Below are 15,722 nucleotides of genomic sequence, written 5' to 3'. Positions count from 1 at the left end.
GAAAAATATTTCTTTCTTTTGTAACACTTCTTTTTTTAGTCCGTACATTATATATGAAAGGGTAACCAAAAATAGATGATCAGTTTCGAACACGGTATAATAGACCAATGCAGAAAAGGCGAGCGCCGCGCACAAATGCAGCTGTATAGTACTTTCTACAAGAGAGTATATAATACATGTTATCGTGTGTTGCAAAACTCGGCAGAGGCAGAGGATGCCATGCAGGAAAGTTTTCTGAAAGCTTTTTCGCGACTCGATACGTATAGCGATTCTATCCCTTTCGAAGCATGGCTGGTGAGAATATCGGTGAATACGTGCATCGATAAACTCAGAAAGAAAGAACTGGAACTGACAGACCTGAACGAGAATATCCATTACGAGATAGAAGATACTCAGGACGAGGAAGAATGGGAACAGGTACTGGAAAAGGTGGAACAAGTAAAGGCTGCCATCGCAAAATTGCCCGAATCGGGGCGATTGGTCATTACCCTCTATCTGATAGAAGGATACGACCATGAGGAGATAGCCGAGATATTGGGCATTGCATCGGGAACAGTGCGAATACAATATATGAGAGCAAAACAAAAACTGATAGAACTTATTGCATGAAAGGAGTGTAATATGAAAGATAACAGAAAAAAATACATAGAAGATAACAGGCCGTTTTTCGACGATAAAGAACCCGATGCAGGGCACTTCGAGCGTTTCGAGGCATTATTGGCGAAACAGGATGAAAAAAAGAAGCAAAGTAAGCCTGCTCGGAAAGTGAGACTATTCAGTCTTATATCAGTTGCAGCCTCTGTCGCAATACTTATTGCAGTGTCAGTCAAATTTCTGGCTCCGGGTAGTATAGATGTGCTGCCAACACAGGAAAATGGCGGAGTACAAACTGAACTTGAGGCAACGAATGAATACTACAATCAGCAGATGCAGGAACAGATTGCAGATATTATGTGCAAACTGGCTTATACCGATACCGAAAATCAGGCACAACTGACAGCCGATCTTCAAAAACTGGTGGATAGTAATACGGCTTTTGTGGAAGAAATGAAAAAATCCGATAATCAGGAAGTCGCGATACATTATCTGGTGAAACACTATAAGACGAACATACAAGTACTTGAGAATATAAATGAGAAATTAGGAAAATACACAAAATGCTAAAGCTAACGTTATGAAAAAGCATATAATATTAATAGGACTATTTTGCCTTGCCTTGCTGAAAGTCGATGCAGGGATACCACAGGATTCAACACATACATACAGGGGCAAGATTGACTTGTCTGATATGGACGAGATGTTTGAGGATTTGAAAAATATGGAAATCCCCAAAATCAAATTCGACTCTACTGAGATTGCCGAATTCAGAGAATCGATGCGGATGAATTCTGCAGAACTATCTAAACTACGGAAGGAGTTCAAATCCGATTTTGGAAAAGATTTTATGGGTATGAAAGAGGAATTCCGGGAGTATGCAAAAGAGTTTAAGAATTTTGGACGGAATTTTGATAATAATGAAGGTAAAGAGAAAAATCAAAACAATCAGAAGGGTACACCTAAACGCATCGAAACGAAGCTCTTCACAGGCATATCGAATGTGAAAATTGATCATAAGTATGGAAATATTATCATTAGGCAATCGGATAAAAAGCAGGTTGATATCGAAATACAGTACTTCGATTCGAGAAATGTGAAAGGTACATCTTCTGCAAGTGTAACAAATAGCTCATTATCAATAATTACGTCGGGCACAAATTCCGTTTCAAAGATTAATTATATAATCAGTATCCCCGAAGATGTGTCATTGGATATAGAATTGAAATACGGAGATATAAAGGCAGATAAATTGACAAGCCCTATCCGTGTAAATCAATGGTACGGGGATTTCAATGCCCAGAAGATTTCAGGAAATACGACTCCTTTCTTTGATATAAGATATTCTGACCTGAAAGTGACAGAAGCTCAAAATATAAAAATTGTCGGTGCATATTCGGATATAAATATTAAGAAAGTAAAATCGGCAGAGATATCGGGTAGTTATAGTGACTATGTACTGAGTGAAGTCGAAAATGTAGTCGCAGAACGATCTCTGCTATATGGAGACCTTAAGATAGGTACAATAGATAATATAAAAGGAAAATTTACTTACACCGATGTTTCAATTGGTACCCTCGTTTCGTCAATAGACGCTAAACTCACCTATGGGGATATTAAGATAAAAACCATATCGCCAAAACTGAAAACAATAGATATGACAGGGAGTTATACCGATATGACAATAGAGCTTCCCGCAGGGATCAAAGCTACATACGATACCAGTGCTACTTTTGGCAGTGTAGATATAGGGAAAAAGCATACATTGAGCAATGTGCAGCAAAGGGAGACCAATACGAATGTAATAAAACAGGGACAGATAGGAACAGGTACACCGACTGCCAAAATAGTGATGAGAAGTACTTATGCAGATATATTAATTAAATAAAGATAATACGATGAAAACGAGAAATGTATTGTTAATGATGTGCTGTGTTGTGAGTCTGGGAATCTCGGCGCAAGTGGTAAAAGAAAAGCAAACAGTAACATCTTTTGATAAGATAGCTTCCAGTTCGGGAATAGATGTTTACTTTACACAAGGCAATTCGTATTCGCTGGAGATAGAGACAGTAGCCGAAAATATGCCGAAAATAGATGTAACGGTGAAAGAAGGCAAGCTTGAACTGAAGAGAAAAAAAGGTGAAAACTTTGCACGCAATACCCAGATAAAAGCATATGTGACTGCTCCAACTCTTAGTGCTATAGGAATGTCGGGTGGTGCTGATTTCAGCGCACAAAAGCTTGCCGCAGGCAAATCTATAAATATAGCTGCTTCGGGCGGTGCCGATGTAGAGATAGATGACCTGTCGGCAGATGAATGTAAAATCGCATTTTCTGGCGGCGCCGATTGTGAGATCAAACGATTTAAAGGAAAAAATCTGACGCTCGCATTCTCGGGTGGCAGCGATGGTAAGATTAGCCAGGCAGATGTCGATAACCTCACTGCGGCAGCCAGTGGCGGTGCTGATCTGATTATCAGTGGGAATGTGAAAAATGCGATAGTATCGGCGAGTGGTGGTGCCGACATCAATATTAGTCAGCTAACAGCAGGTAATGTAGTTGCCAATAAATCGGGTGGCGGTGACATCAAACGATAACAGGTTTTCGAGATAATGATAATTATAATCAAAGCTAAGAAACGGCTTCGGGAAATTTTCCGAAGCCGTTTTGTATTATGGTTAAAGATATTTAGAGAAAAGAGTCATTAGATTCAGTTACCGTATTATCTCCCCCTGATATGAATTTTTCACCTTGATATCAGGAATATAGGCCTCTGTACCATTGTAATCTTCCGGAGCATCTACGTTATTGAACGGAGAATAATAATCGACCATTTCCACACCTTTCTTTAATGGAGGGAAAATGTAGGTGGCTTCAAACCATTTTCTATCTGTGCCTTCAAGTATAGATAACCGTCCGACTTCTTCGTCTCCTTCAATGTCACGAATCATATAACGATCTCCGGTGCTTTTATCTATCAGACAGGTATTTTTGTCGGTAAATCTCCATACCCAGTTCGAATAGCTTGTAGTTGCAAGAGTAATTTTAGTCTCTTTGTCATTGGCTTCAACTCTTAATATACGTCTGGGCTGTTGTAAATATTTCTCTTTTACCCATATCCTTTTGTTTGTTATTGCTTTGGCATTATACTTGACGCCGCAACTCCTTGTCCAGTCTACAAGAGCCACCCCATCGGGATTTATCCACGAACCATCAGCAGCTAGGATTACATTATGGCGGGCGTAATCAAATCCCTCTTCCAGATTATTTGCATAGATAGGATAGTCATCGGTTGCATCCTTAATGTAATTACCTTCATGGTCAACATTTATCATACGTACAGGGGGCAATCCTTTGATTCTGAAAGAAGCCATATCTTTGACTTTCTCTGCTAGCTCGTCGCTCCAAAACAGTTCATATTCACCGTTAGAATTCCTGACTTCATATAAGAGTCTGTCGCCCACATTCTCAACATTTACCAGTTTCGACTTATACTGCTCCTCATATTGCGCTGTTACTCCTTTTTCGGCTTGCTTGCAGCTAAAAAAGATAAGCAATATTACAATGAAAGGAACTGTCAGAGCAACCCTCAGGGCTCTGAATCTAACACGATTTTCATTTTTCATATTTATAAAACGTTTTTTTATTAGTGATCCCCGCAAACCGTTTGCCAGAGAAGGTATTCTTCCTGTAGTTTCTTCCAGTATAGCAATCATGTATTCACGTGCTTTGATGCCGCTGTGCAATAGTTTTGTATCGGCTTCGAACTCGTGTACAGCACGCAGTTCTTTGCGGATAAGCCAGACTACAGGATTGAACCACAACAAAACAGACATGATTTCTAATATAATAAGATCGATGTAATGGCGGGATATTATATGCTGGTATTCGTGTTGTATGATGAGGTTCAGTTTTTCATCGGCTATATTGTTGCGAACATAAATCTTTTTCATAACGGAGAATGAACTCTGTACATTATTGCTGCTGTAAACCGGAACATTTCCTACATAGCGTAATGGCTCTTCGGCGCATACTTTTCTGATCCGTAGCATTTGCCGGATTATTGAAGCGGCAAGTGTAAGCGAAACAAGCAGATACACTATCATCACTACTACAGGAATTGTATAGTCGTGGTTCTTTCCGGATATAATCTCACTCCCCGGATATGGATATAATGCAGGGGGAGCTGTGATTGCCTGTTCTTCGATTGCTGGAGCATCGTAGTTGAATGCTGCCGTATAGTTCGCCGCCAAATTATTATTTATTTCGCTTTTGTTCTCAAACAAACCTGATATCGAAAAACCGGCTATTCCATTTTCGGTCTCTATGGTTGTCAATGAAAAGATCAGGCTCAACAGAGGGATCACCACTAAAAAAAGCGGCTCGCAAGGTATGATGCCTTTCCTTTGAATAAGCATAAATAAAATACAAATAAAAGGCTTGATGAAGCTATTATCTTTATAATCGTGAGTAGTAAAGATTCCATGGTTTAGATTTTATCAGTTCTTTATTTAGTGCTGTTTAGTATTTCTATCAGTTCTTCTATTTCTGCTGATGAAAGCTTTTCTGATTCGGCAAAAAATGAAATCATCGATTTCAAAGATCCGCCAAACAGGTTATCTTTTGTGTTTTGCAAAAGCGTATGTGTATAATCTTCTTTATGTATAAGCGGATAATACTGGTGGCTTTTGCCAAAAGCATTATATGCTACATAGCCTTTTTTAACAAGAATGCGCATCATAGTTGAAATAGTAGTGTATGCCGGTTTGGGTTCGGGCAATATTTCTATGATATCATTTACAAATGCTTTCTCTTTATCCCACAGGATATTCATCAGCTTAAGTTCTAATTTGGTAAGATCTATTTCCATAATCATTAATTTATAAAACGCAAATGTATAACTACTGTTTTAGTTATACAACTAAAACGTTAATTAAATAACTAAATATTTAGTTATTGCGATATAATATATTAATACACAGTAAATTAAAATGATTTAATATTTGTGTTTTCTTTGAAAAAATATAATTTCACTTCCCTTTTTCGGGGCTTGCAATCCCAAAGTTGATACTCCGGTGCTGCTACTGCCCTCGCTGCCACGCAATTGTATCACAGTTCAAAACCGAATAGGAAATAATGGAAAAATTGGAGGTGTAGACATGAAAAGAAATATAAATGAATCAGGTTCTTTTATTGGAGATTTTTATTCTAAATTTGAATCTTATTTTGGTCTGTCATTTCAATCAAAATTAGGTGTTTCAAAAATTCAAATAGTTCGATTGATGTGAGTCCTTTTTTAAACTTAAAATAAGATGATACAGTATTATAAATCATACCCGTAGTGCATTTATGCAAATAGCTGGGTCATTCATGAAGAGAAGTACACATAAATATGCTTCAAGAAATATTTGAAGTTCAATTAAATACCTCATATGTCTTTGAATAGGAATGTGCTTTAAAATTAAGAGAAATAGAATAAAAAATATCCATGAAACAACTACACATCATCATATTACTCTTCATCTTTACCTTGTGCCAGTTACAAGCACAAAATGTAAACGATGCTGAAATCCCCACACCCCGCTGCCGCGCCAGCGTAATAGTTTCATCAGGGTTTAGTTAAAATTTTATTAACTATCGGCTTATAAAAAATGTCATCTTTATCAGGTTTTATTAAAAAGCACAGTAGCTTTGCAAGGTGAATAGAAAATACAAATATGGGATACAACATAGTAAATAAGATAAAATCGTACATGATGCCTATAGCCATGATTACAGGTGTGCTTCTGCACCGGTATATGGATGCGCTGGGCTTCCTCACCCCTTACCTTATAGCCTCTATGCTCCTTATCACCTATTGCAATATTTCATTCAAAGACATAAAGTTTTCGCGCCTGCATCTGTGGCTTATCCTTATACAGGTATTCGGTTGCATTATTGTCTATCTGCTGTTGCTTCCGGTAAATCCCATCATAGCACAGGGGGCTATGATCTGTGTACTGGCTCCTACGGCAACTTCGGCTCCGGTGATAACGGGGATGCTCGGCGGAAATGTGGAGAGCCTTACCGCATACAGCCTGCTCAGCAATATGACTGTCGTATTCGTAGCCCCCATACTGTTTGCCCTTACAGGAGAAGTAGATGCTTCGTCATTCATACACTCGCTGTGGATTGTCTTCCAGAAGATATTTATACTGTTATTCCTGCCTTTCTTCGGCGCCTTATTGCTACAGAAGCTATTACCCAGAGTACACTATGAAATACAAAAAGCTAAAAGCCTTTCATTCTATCTGTGGTCGATAGCATTGGTCATCATCACAGGGAAAACCGTACAGTTTATCAGCGATCAGGAAAGCCCCAACTATATAGTAGAGATATCGATTGCCCTTGCCGCACTGATAGTCTGCGTAGCACAGTTCTTTACAGGGCGCAGGCTGGGAAGCCGCTATGACAATACTGTTGCCGGAGGACAGGGACTGGGGCAGAAGAATACTATTCTGGCTATCTGGATGGCACAGACTTACCTCAGCCCTATTTCGTCTATCGGGCCGGGGGCTTATGTGCTATGGCAAAATATCGTGAACTCGTATCAGGTGTGGCGCAACAGAAAGAATTTGTAGCAGCTCAATTTGCGTGTGCCTGTTTCATAATATCGGAAGGTACCAGCACCATATTTTTCAGATACTCGAATTCCAACTCGAAGCATTCGCTGAATATTTCATCAACAAAACTTTCTTCAAGCTGTTTTACAGTCCAGAATTTTCCGGTCATTTTCCCATCCCTCTTTACCTTGCTTCCATCTTCAAGATTGGCTACAAACAAGAATACAAGGCGTTTTGTATCTTCATTTTCGAACACATATTTCAGCAGGAACGAAACGGAGACATCTACATTTTCACCTACCATCTGCCGGATGCTGTTACGTGCAGCCAGATTTATCTCATGGTTGAACAGCATGTATTTCTCGAAAGGATAATCCAGTTTTCCGGGGTTAAGGATATCGTCAGCAGGTCTTTCCTGTAAGTAGACTTCCGACTTGGATATCAAAGCAACCCTTACTACAGGATGAAGAAACTTATTCTTCATGTTGAAGGAAACACTTTTGGCTATTTTTCCGGTCACTTCGCCTTTTTCGGTTACTATAGGAAGCCATTCCTCATGTTTTAACTTAGAAGACAATGCGCTTACTTTAAATGCCTGATAGGCTCCGATAAGCAATATAATGAGTATAGGCAGTACAGAGAAAATGATAGGGTCGATAATCCGTTCGGCAGGATTGGCTAGCGTGAACTGCCGGTATAGCAATATGCAGAATATATGAATGGTGAGCCCGTATTGCAGAAATGTAGCAGAGTCGAAAAACTCGTTCATCAGAGCCTTTTGCAATAGGTTCTTTTGACGGAAAAATTTCGCTGCAATATACGTTTTACTGGCTCTGAGTACCATAAACAAGGAGATAATAGATACTTCACATATCACAATGTATGTATTGGGTTTCCATACATACCGGTAGGTCAGAAACCATATCAGGAGGGTGATCACAATAGATATACCCGAAATGTAGAAGGTAACACTGAAACCTCTGCTCTTGTAGTAGTTCCTGATCAGTATCTCTCCTGCAACAGCAAATACAAGTCCGGCAATGAGCGCATACGAATCCAGCACATTCATTGTATGCAACACAACAAACAGGACAAATGGAAGAAGTCCGATAGCAGGGTTCGATAAATATTTTCTTATTCCTTTATTAAGCATCTTGATTTATTTATCAGAAAAGGAGTTATGTATAAGTTTGTTTTTCCATGATAGCTATGCAGTTTTATTTATCCAATAAATCTGCATAATCCTCCTTAATTTATATTTTAAACAAATGATGATAGGTTTTGTTTGATGCACTCACGTTAAATCTTCCTGTTTGTGTTGCCTGAACGTGAAAAACTTGTTAATAAAGAATTGAATAGCTACAACAATAACAAGCGCCAGTGCCTTTGAAAGCATTTCGTCTATCTGGAATTTACCGACAAAAATAGTCATAAGGGTGGTACTGATAACCAGTCCGACTGCTGCTACTCCGAAGAAAGTAAAGAAACGCCTTACCTTATGGTCCGTAACTTTGAATGTGAAATAGCTGTTGAGTATAAAATTATTGGTAATAGCCAATACCGAGCTTATGATGTGTGACGTATCGGTATCTATGAGAGCTACGGACATCTTGCCATTCAGCATGTCACTGATAAACCCGGAGAAAGGATAATGAACCGAAAACTTTTTAGCTAACAGGTAAAAGACGGTCATCTCTATTACCAGACCGGTCATTCCCACCAAACCGTATTTTATAAGTTGCCTGACAGATTCTCTTTTAGCCAGATTGCTAATTTGCTGTTTCATGTATGTAGTTCCGTTTGTTACTCAAAATCATTTCTTCTCTATCTTGAAGAATAGCATGTTATCCTTGCAATCGTTCAATTTATCACTGGATTCGAGTAAAGTAAAATTATAGTTGTTGTATTCTTCCTGTATCCGGTCAATATCTTGTCTCAGAGCGACAAAGAAGCCCTTTTCAGGCTGTTCGGTCGCAATGTTTCTAAAATTGTTGTGTAAGTAAAAATTCAGGCCATACAGATTTCTGTAGTTTTTCAGATAGTTGGTAACGTAAACATTATCCCTGAGTTCATATTTATCCGAAAGCTTTTCGGCAAAAGGCTTAGCTGAATATGAATCTTTGAACCCGGCGAGCAGATATACATCCAGAAATATGTTCAGAGCAAACATAAGACCAAAGCCTGCCATCAGTATTTTTACGTTTATCTTCTTTCTCAACAGATAAATACTGTTTGCAACAGCGCACAGAAGAACGAGTATGGCAAACAATCCGTTCCAGCCGATATTTATAAACATATCTGAGAATAGCTTTATATCGCGCAGTGTCCGCTCACGTTTCGATATATGGTGAGACAGCTCTTCTACATTAATAATACCCGTATAAGCCAGCCCTACAATAATCAGCATCAGAATACCGATTGTTACCAATATAGAGGTCGAGATACGTATTGCCAAAGGCTTCATTTCGGTAAGGTAGATGAAAAAGCGGGCAATAAATATAGCTATAAAAGGATAGACAAGCATGATATACACACTCCGCTTCGAAGTAGGAATGGTAAAGAATATCAGCGACACGACGATTACCGAAAGACTGAACAGATGCACTTTATCCATTGACAATATCTTCTGGAAGAAAGACTTTATTGTTCCTGCCGGCTTTTTATACTTTATGAAGAACAGGGAAATAGCCAGTAACAGAGTCCAAGGGAGAAATCCGGCTACAAGGGTTATCGGATAATAATACCATGGGTTTTCCACACCCAGTTCGTAGGTTATATCCAGATTTGATGACTTCATACTCAGGAATCTTCCGAAATTTTCGGCAAATACCTTATCCAGGAAAGCTTCACCCTGAATCTGATAAGCAGCGTAGTACCAAATGAAAGGTATAATAAGTGCAGGAACTCCTATTATCAGGCATTTCAATGTGGCTTTGAAGAAGTTATCTTTTTGTATAAGCAGGTATGTTCCGAAGATCATGCACGGAACAAGTATGCCTACAGGCCCTTTGGCTAACGTAGCAAAGCTCATCAGCAACCATATCGATAACAGCTGCCCGAACCGCCGTTTCTCGTACCATGTGTACATTTGTATCAAAGCACACACCATCAGAGCTGTCAGCAACATATCTATACGAGTAGTCATGGCAGCCCGATGTAATTCGAAACAAGTAATGAGAATGAGACACGAGACAAATGCCTCTAATACAGGACGGCGACGTGCAAAGAACATAAAACAGACTCCTATCATGGCTATAAAAGCCAGTGTAGACGGTAGGCGCGATGTAAACGGAGTCACTTCCCCTTTATTTATAGCTAGTGAGAATCCGGCAATCAACCAATGATTCAACGGGGGTTTATATGCAAATTCGTCTGCATAATTGGATGGAATCACCCACTCTCCTTTTTCGATCATCGAAATCGCTAAAGCTGCTTCGCGCGGCTCTCCCTTTGTATAGAACTCGCCCATACCTATCCATGGCAGGGTAGATATTATGGCTATCAGCAGTATAAGAAGGAGTGGCTTTTGTAGATAAAGCGTTTGCAGAAAATGCGACTTTCTCATATCTCAGGTAAATATTTGGTGCAAAGATAAGTTTTTATTCTTTTTTAAATTATAATTTCCGGTTATTAACAGGCTAAGCCCATAGAAATAGTATATGTGCATGTATTATTTTCATAGAATATGTTTATCTATGTATCAGTCAACAGTCATCAGTCATCAGTTAACAACGAAAAGCGATCTTTGAATAACCAGTGTACTAGATTATAGAGTTAGCTACACCTTGTTCCGCTGAACGATGTTTCTAGTTTACTAGAAAAAAGAATTGCAAAGTAATCGGCGGAGCCAAATTTAAACTAGCAAGCTAGTAAACTAAAAAAACTAGTAAACTAGTAATGTTTGTCAGGTTTTAGTTAAAATTCATCAGACCATGTATAAAACATTAAAATAATTTGTATTTGTCGATAATAATATTTTCCTTTGCGAATAATTTCCACTAGCAAATAAAATAATGGAACCGATTTGTAAATTAAAAGATGTATATAAAGCACTCTATAACTTCGAGAAAGAGTTTGCTGAAAAGAATGGAATCACCATCAACGAGGGAATGCTTCTTTGTTGCCTCAAAGACGGAAAGCCGAAGTCGGCAAACGAACTCTGTGATTTTGTTGGTTTATCCAATTCACGCGTATCACGAATAATCACGACCGTAGAAGCTAAAGGCTATATAGAGCGTACAATGGGAACAACAGACAAACGTCAAATGATCTTTACACTGACCGAACTGGGAAAAGAGAAGACTGATGCCATGCAAGCTCAGAATATGGACTTCTCGGGACTTGCCACCCAAGTTTCAGGACTGATAGGATAGGACTAATTTTTTAAACATATAATTGCTAATAACAAATATTTATAATATAAATTATGAAAATACTTATTATAGGAGGAGTTGCCGGAGGCGCAACAGCAGCAGCAAGACTAAGGCGCATGGACGAGAATGCGCAGATCATTTTGTTCGAAAGGGGTGAGTATGTATCGTATGCCAATTGCGGATTACCATACCATATAGGAGGAACTATCAGTGACCGCGACAGGCTCTTTGTCCAAACTGTAGACGGTTTTGTAAACCGTTTCAATATTGACATCAGGGTACAGTCGGAAGTTACAAAGATAGACCCTGCGGATAAGACAGTAACAGTACACAATCTTGCCTCCGGAAAGACTTACACCGAAAACTACGATAAGCTTATTGTATCTACAGGTGCTGAACCTATCAAACCGCCACTAGCCGGAATGGAGGACAGGCGAATATTCTCGCTGCGGAATGTTCCCGATATGGACAAGATAAAAGCTTATATAAACGAACACAAGCCGAGAACGGCTGTCGTTGTTGGTGGTGGGTTTATCGGACTGGAGATGGTAGAAAACCTGCACGAAGCAGGGCTGAAAGTTTCTGTTGTAGAGAAATCTAATCAGGTGATGGCTCCTATCGACTATGCAATGGCAAGCCTTGTACACCAACATCTGAGACAAAATGGTGTAGACCTCTATCTTGAGGAAGGCGTTACTGCCTTTGAAACAACAGATAGCAAGCTGAAAGTGCTATTAGAGAAGAATGCACCGCTCGAAGCCGATATGGTGATACTGAGCATCGGAGTGCGTCCTGAGACAAAGCTGGCAAAAGAAGCCGGGCTTGAGCTGGGTACACTGGGAGGCATCAAAGTAGACGACTATATGCAGACCTCCGACAAGGATATATATGCACTGGGTGATGCAGTAGAAGTATTTAACCCTGTCATCGGAAAGCACGCTCTCATCCCGCTTGCAGGGCCAGCCAACAAGCAGGCACGCATTGTAGCGGATAATATCATCGAAGGGAATAAGTATCAATACAAAGGCACAATAGGCACTTCCATTGCTAAAGTATTTGACCTGACAGTTGCTGCTACCGGAGCTTCATCTAAACTGCTTGGCAGAGAGGGCATAGCTCATATAGAATCATATACACATGGTAGTTCGCATGCCGGATATTACCCTGATGCACTGCCTCTGTCTGTCAAGATAAACTTCTTACCTACAGACGGCAAACTATTAGGGGCGCAGATAGTAGGCTTCGACGGAGTAGATAAGCGTATTGACCTTTTTGCTGAAGTGATCAGAAAAGGGGGTACTATCTACGACTTGCAAGAGATAGAGCATGCCTATGCTCCTCCTTACTCCTCGGCAAAAGACCCTGTAAATATAGCAGGCTTCGTAGCTGATAATATCCTTAGGAAAAAGGGCAATATCATACAATGGAACGAGCTGGCTAAATCGGATAGTTCACAGACTTTTGTAATAGATACACGCACAGCAGAAGAACACGAGTTTGCTCACATCGAAGGCTCTGTTAATATACCTGTAGACGAAATCAGGAGACGACTATCTGAGATACCGAAGAATAAGAAGATCGTTCTCTATTGTGCTGTCGGATTAAGAGGTTACCTTGCTTCGCGCATATTGCTACAAAACGGATACACAGAGGTATATAATCTTTCGGGTGGTTACAAAACCTATTCGGCTGCTACAGAAGATAACACTACTGCGAAACCAACAAGCTGTGCTGTAAAAGTACAGGACACAGTTATAACCCAAGCACTCAAAGAAATGAAGACAATCACTATAGACGCCTGCGGACTACAGTGTCCCGGCCCGATAATGCAATTGAAGAAGAACTACGACCAGATAGCCGATGGCGACCGTCTACAGATAAAAGTGACTGATCAGGCTTTTGGTGAAGACCTCAACGGATGGTGCCGCATGGTAGGCGCCAAACTGGTAGGCATGGACAATACAGGAGGAATCATCACTGCAACCGTAGAGAAGCAGGCACAGTCTGCATCCAATAAACCAGCAAGTGGTGGCGACAACAAAACTCTGATCGTATTCAGCGATGATCTCGACCGCGCTTTGGCTTCATTCGTCATTGCTAACGGAGCAGCAGCATCGGGCAAGAAGGTCAGCATATTCTTCACCTTCTGGGGACTGAACGTAATCAAGAAAGCAAAGAAGCCATCTGTATCAAAAGACTTCATGGGCAAGATGTTTGGGTTCATGCTTCCGTCGAGCAGTAAAAAACTAAGCCTGTCTAAAATGAATATGGGTGGTATGGGCAGCAAAATGATGCGCTACATCATGAAGAGCAAGAATATTGACAGCCTCGAAAGCCTGATGCAACAAGCCAAAGATAATGGCGTGGAATTCATTGCCTGCTCTATGTCGATGGATGTGATGGGTATCAAAAAAGAGGAACTGATGGACAACATCACCATCGGTGGTGTGGCTACTTACTTAGACAGGGCTGAGAATGCCAATGTAAACCTATTCATATAAAACATGTAAACAATGGAAAAGCTAATCACTATATTCAGACGCAACTGGACATATCTGGCCGGAGCAGTCGCCGGAGGAATTACAGGATATCTATACTGGTACTTCATCGGTTGCAATACAGGAACTTGCCCTATAACCGCTTCGCCTATCAACAGCATCATATGGGGTGCTGTAATGGGAAGCCTGCTGTTCAGCCTGTTCAAGAAAGGGGCTAAGAATGAATAGAATAAGAAAAAGTCCAAAATACTTGTCAGTCCCGATTAAAGGCATGATATTTGCATTCATCATAATGTTCTTCTCTACTTCCTGTTGTATTACAGGCTATTGTCAGATGAGTACAGCAGATGTGCAACAAGAAAAGCAAGAAACAACAAAGTAATAAATGAAACGACTATTATTCTTACTGCTCATAGCAGGATTTACATTCAGTGCCTGTAGTGGACAAACGGGCAAGAAACAAACCAAAGAACCAACTAAAAAGGAGACTAAAATGAAAACAATACATCTCAACAAAATAGACTTTTTGAAGAAGGTCGCTAATTATGAAGCCAATCCTAATGAATTCAAGTACTTGGGAGATAAACCCGCTCTTATCGATTTCTACGCAGACTGGTGCGGGCCTTGTAAAGTTATCGCCCCTATACTGGAAGATCTGGCTGCCGAGTACGACGGCGAAGTTTACATCTACAAGATAAACACCGAAGAAGAACAGGAGCTGGCCGCATTGTTCGGCATCAGAAGTATCCCGAGCCTGTTATTTATCCCAATGGACGAACAGCCGCAAATGGCACAGGGCGCTTTACCGAAGTCTGCTCTGAAAGAAGCTATCGACAAGGTATTACTGAAAAAATAACCCGATATAAACTGTAAAGAAAGAGGCTATTCCACAAGTAAATAAGGATAGCCTCTTTTGCTATTTTAATCAGAAGTGTTCCAAAAGTGTTTAGACGTGAAGCCGCTGGTTCTCAGGAGGACGGGAGCATACTAAAGTATGTGACCTACGACTGATGAAGCTAGCAATGAAGCAGATGAGCACTTTTGGGACATCTTCTTTTGTTTTACATCAGGGCTACAAGTCGAAAAGGCCTTACAATCCGGTATTTTACTCTAAACTACCGGCTTTCGCCTGACAGGAATCGCACCTGTGTCGCCGGAGCCAACGAAGAACTCCTTTTCTACGGCACCTGATTATTTCTCACAGAAGTAACAAGCGATCAGAGACGGGGGCACGCTAGCCGGATTCGAACCGGATAGTCTCACCGATTTTACGGTCTCACTATTCCTCCCCCTTAATGGCAGCGAAGTATCTCTTTTCTACGACATTCTGTTTACCTTAAAACAAGGTAACAAGCAAAAAGAGCCAATATCCTAATGGATAGTGGGATTTGAACCCACAATAATGTATATAACATTTCTACCGAAGTAACTCTTCTTTACGACACTTGTTTGTATATATCAAAAAACAAGGCAACGGGCGGAAAGGGACTGTTTCCTGCTCTACCAACTGAGCTACATCTCGAAAGACGGCGGGAATCGAACCCGCGACCCGGGCGGTTAATGCGAAGTAACCCTATCCTACGGCACTTGTTTATATCTTAATTCAAAGAACTCTCATTTGATACTGCAAAGTAAAAAGGGCGGAATGCAACCTT

At 40.2% G+C, this 15,722-nt stretch carries 15 protein-coding genes and 1 tRNA gene; 10 read left to right on the top strand and 6 right to left on the bottom strand.

What is annotated here, in order from left to right; translation table 11 throughout:
• Positions 1–75 precede the first annotated feature (75 nt).
• Genes M2448_RS00215 through M2448_RS00200 form a run of 4 tightly spaced genes read left to right on the top strand, consistent with a single transcriptional unit; the run spans position 76 to position 3,191 of the window.
• Positions 76–609, top strand: coding sequence for an RNA polymerase sigma factor (locus M2448_RS00215; protein ID WP_280644224.1), 534 nt, complete (start codon positions 76–78; stop codon positions 607–609).
• Between the two features lie 12 nt (positions 610–621).
• Positions 622–1,164, top strand: coding sequence for a hypothetical protein (locus M2448_RS00210; RefSeq protein WP_280644223.1), 543 nt, complete (start codon positions 622–624; stop codon positions 1,162–1,164).
• 10 nt (positions 1,165–1,174) lie between these two features.
• On the top strand, positions 1,175–2,482 hold the full coding sequence (locus M2448_RS00205; RefSeq protein ID WP_280644222.1) for a hypothetical protein: 1,308 nt from the start codon (positions 1,175–1,177) through the stop codon (positions 2,480–2,482).
• Between the two features lie 10 nt (positions 2,483–2,492).
• Positions 2,493–3,191: a head GIN domain-containing protein gene (locus tag M2448_RS00200; RefSeq protein ID WP_280644221.1), complete on the top strand. Its 699-nt coding sequence runs from the start codon at positions 2,493–2,495 to the stop codon at positions 3,189–3,191.
• A 117-nt stretch (positions 3,192–3,308) separates the two neighbouring features.
• On the opposite strand, the gene M2448_RS00195 is transcribed toward M2448_RS00200, so the two are convergent.
• Together M2448_RS00195 and M2448_RS00190 are read right to left on the bottom strand one after the other, a co-directional pair.
• Positions 3,309–5,012, bottom strand: coding sequence for a M56 family metallopeptidase (locus M2448_RS00195; protein ID WP_280644220.1), 1,704 nt, complete (start codon positions 5,010–5,012; stop codon positions 3,309–3,311).
• An 89-nt stretch (positions 5,013–5,101) separates the two neighbouring features.
• On the bottom strand, positions 5,102–5,464 hold the full coding sequence (locus M2448_RS00190) for a BlaI/MecI/CopY family transcriptional regulator (protein ID WP_348523104.1): 363 nt from the start codon (positions 5,462–5,464) through the stop codon (positions 5,102–5,104).
• Positions 5,465–6,311: 847 nt separating this feature from the next.
• On the opposite strand from M2448_RS00190, the gene M2448_RS00185 reads away from it, so the two are divergent.
• Positions 6,312–7,214: a transporter gene (locus M2448_RS00185; protein WP_280644218.1), complete on the top strand. Its 903-nt coding sequence runs from the start codon at positions 6,312–6,314 to the stop codon at positions 7,212–7,214.
• Between the two features lie 4 nt (positions 7,215–7,218).
• Here the strand turns inward: M2448_RS00185 and M2448_RS00180 are convergent, their stop codons facing one another.
• The 3 genes from M2448_RS00180 to M2448_RS00170 all read right to left on the bottom strand — a co-directional run bounded on the left by M2448_RS00180 (position 7,219) and on the right by M2448_RS00170 (position 10,761).
• The gene (locus M2448_RS00180) at positions 7,219–8,349 is read right to left on the bottom strand and encodes a hypothetical protein (RefSeq protein ID WP_280644217.1); all 1,131 of its coding nucleotides are present in this window, start codon (positions 8,347–8,349) and stop codon (positions 7,219–7,221) included.
• A gap of 141 nt (positions 8,350–8,490) precedes the next feature.
• A complete protein-coding gene (locus M2448_RS00175) occupies positions 8,491–8,982 on the bottom strand; it encodes a GtrA family protein (protein WP_280644216.1) in 492 nt (163 codons plus the stop codon).
• Between the two features lie 27 nt (positions 8,983–9,009).
• Positions 9,010–10,761, bottom strand: a complete 1,752-nt coding sequence (locus M2448_RS00170; protein ID WP_280644215.1) for a glycosyltransferase family 39 protein — start codon at positions 10,759–10,761, stop codon at positions 9,010–9,012.
• Between the two features lie 448 nt (positions 10,762–11,209).
• Between M2448_RS00170 and M2448_RS00165 the strand changes: the two genes are divergently transcribed.
• Genes M2448_RS00165 through trxA form a run of 5 tightly spaced genes read left to right on the top strand, consistent with a single transcriptional unit; the run spans position 11,210 to position 14,923 of the window.
• Complete coding sequence (locus M2448_RS00165; protein ID WP_280644214.1) at positions 11,210–11,569, top strand: winged helix DNA-binding protein; 360 nt, start codon at positions 11,210–11,212, stop codon at positions 11,567–11,569.
• 53 nt (positions 11,570–11,622) lie between these two features.
• Positions 11,623–14,070, top strand: coding sequence for an FAD-dependent oxidoreductase (locus tag M2448_RS00160; RefSeq protein ID WP_280644213.1), 2,448 nt, complete (start codon positions 11,623–11,625; stop codon positions 14,068–14,070).
• Positions 14,071–14,082: 12 nt separating this feature from the next.
• Positions 14,083–14,295, top strand: coding sequence for a hypothetical protein (locus tag M2448_RS00155; RefSeq protein WP_280644212.1), 213 nt, complete (start codon positions 14,083–14,085; stop codon positions 14,293–14,295).
• Positions 14,288–14,449: a hypothetical protein gene (locus M2448_RS00150; RefSeq protein WP_280644211.1), complete on the top strand. Its 162-nt coding sequence runs from the start codon at positions 14,288–14,290 to the stop codon at positions 14,447–14,449. Before M2448_RS00155 ends, M2448_RS00150 begins: the two co-directional genes overlap by 8 nt.
• A 3-nt stretch (positions 14,450–14,452) precedes the next feature.
• Entirely contained in the window at positions 14,453–14,923 is a 471-nt protein-coding gene (gene trxA, locus M2448_RS00145) for a thioredoxin (RefSeq protein ID WP_280644210.1), read from the top strand.
• A gap of 518 nt (positions 14,924–15,441) precedes the next feature.
• Here trxA and M2448_RS00140 read toward each other — a convergent pair.
• Positions 15,442–15,589, bottom strand: a tRNA-OTHER gene (locus tag M2448_RS00140).
• Positions 15,590–15,722 lie beyond the last annotated feature (133 nt).

The sequence above is a fragment of the Dysgonomonas sp. PF1-14 genome (assembly GCF_029892965.1).
Lineage (GTDB): Bacteria > Bacteroidota > Bacteroidia > Bacteroidales > Dysgonomonadaceae > Dysgonomonas.
The sequence above is the reverse complement of the archived record's forward strand: the minus strand, read 5'-3'. Positions and strand labels throughout refer to the sequence as shown.

Coding starts and splice junctions, on each gene's coding strand:
- M2448_RS00215 (WP_280644224.1), top strand. CDS start 76: ATGATCAGTTTCGAACACGGTATAATAGACCAATGCAGAAAAGGCGAG.
- M2448_RS00210 (WP_280644223.1), top strand. CDS start 622: ATGAAAGATAACAGAAAAAAATACATAGAAGATAACAGGCCGTTTTTC.
- M2448_RS00205 (WP_280644222.1), top strand. CDS start 1,175: ATGAAAAAGCATATAATATTAATAGGACTATTTTGCCTTGCCTTGCTG.
- M2448_RS00200 (WP_280644221.1), top strand. CDS start 2,493: ATGAAAACGAGAAATGTATTGTTAATGATGTGCTGTGTTGTGAGTCTG.
- M2448_RS00195 (WP_280644220.1), bottom strand. CDS start 5,012: ATGCTTATTCAAAGGAAAGGCATCATACCTTGCGAGCCGCTTTTTTTA.
- M2448_RS00190 (WP_348523104.1), bottom strand. CDS start 5,464: ATGGAAATAGATCTTACCAAATTAGAACTTAAGCTGATGAATATCCTG.
- M2448_RS00185 (WP_280644218.1), top strand. CDS start 6,312: ATGGGATACAACATAGTAAATAAGATAAAATCGTACATGATGCCTATA.
- M2448_RS00180 (WP_280644217.1), bottom strand. CDS start 8,349: ATGCTTAATAAAGGAATAAGAAAATATTTATCGAACCCTGCTATCGGA.
- M2448_RS00175 (WP_280644216.1), bottom strand. CDS start 8,982: ATGAAACAGCAAATTAGCAATCTGGCTAAAAGAGAATCTGTCAGGCAA.
- M2448_RS00170 (WP_280644215.1), bottom strand. CDS start 10,761: ATGAGAAAGTCGCATTTTCTGCAAACGCTTTATCTACAAAAGCCACTC.
- M2448_RS00165 (WP_280644214.1), top strand. CDS start 11,210: ATGGAACCGATTTGTAAATTAAAAGATGTATATAAAGCACTCTATAAC.
- M2448_RS00160 (WP_280644213.1), top strand. CDS start 11,623: ATGAAAATACTTATTATAGGAGGAGTTGCCGGAGGCGCAACAGCAGCA.
- M2448_RS00155 (WP_280644212.1), top strand. CDS start 14,083: ATGGAAAAGCTAATCACTATATTCAGACGCAACTGGACATATCTGGCC.
- M2448_RS00150 (WP_280644211.1), top strand. CDS start 14,288: ATGAATAGAATAAGAAAAAGTCCAAAATACTTGTCAGTCCCGATTAAA.
- trxA (WP_280644210.1), top strand. CDS start 14,453: ATGAAACGACTATTATTCTTACTGCTCATAGCAGGATTTACATTCAGT.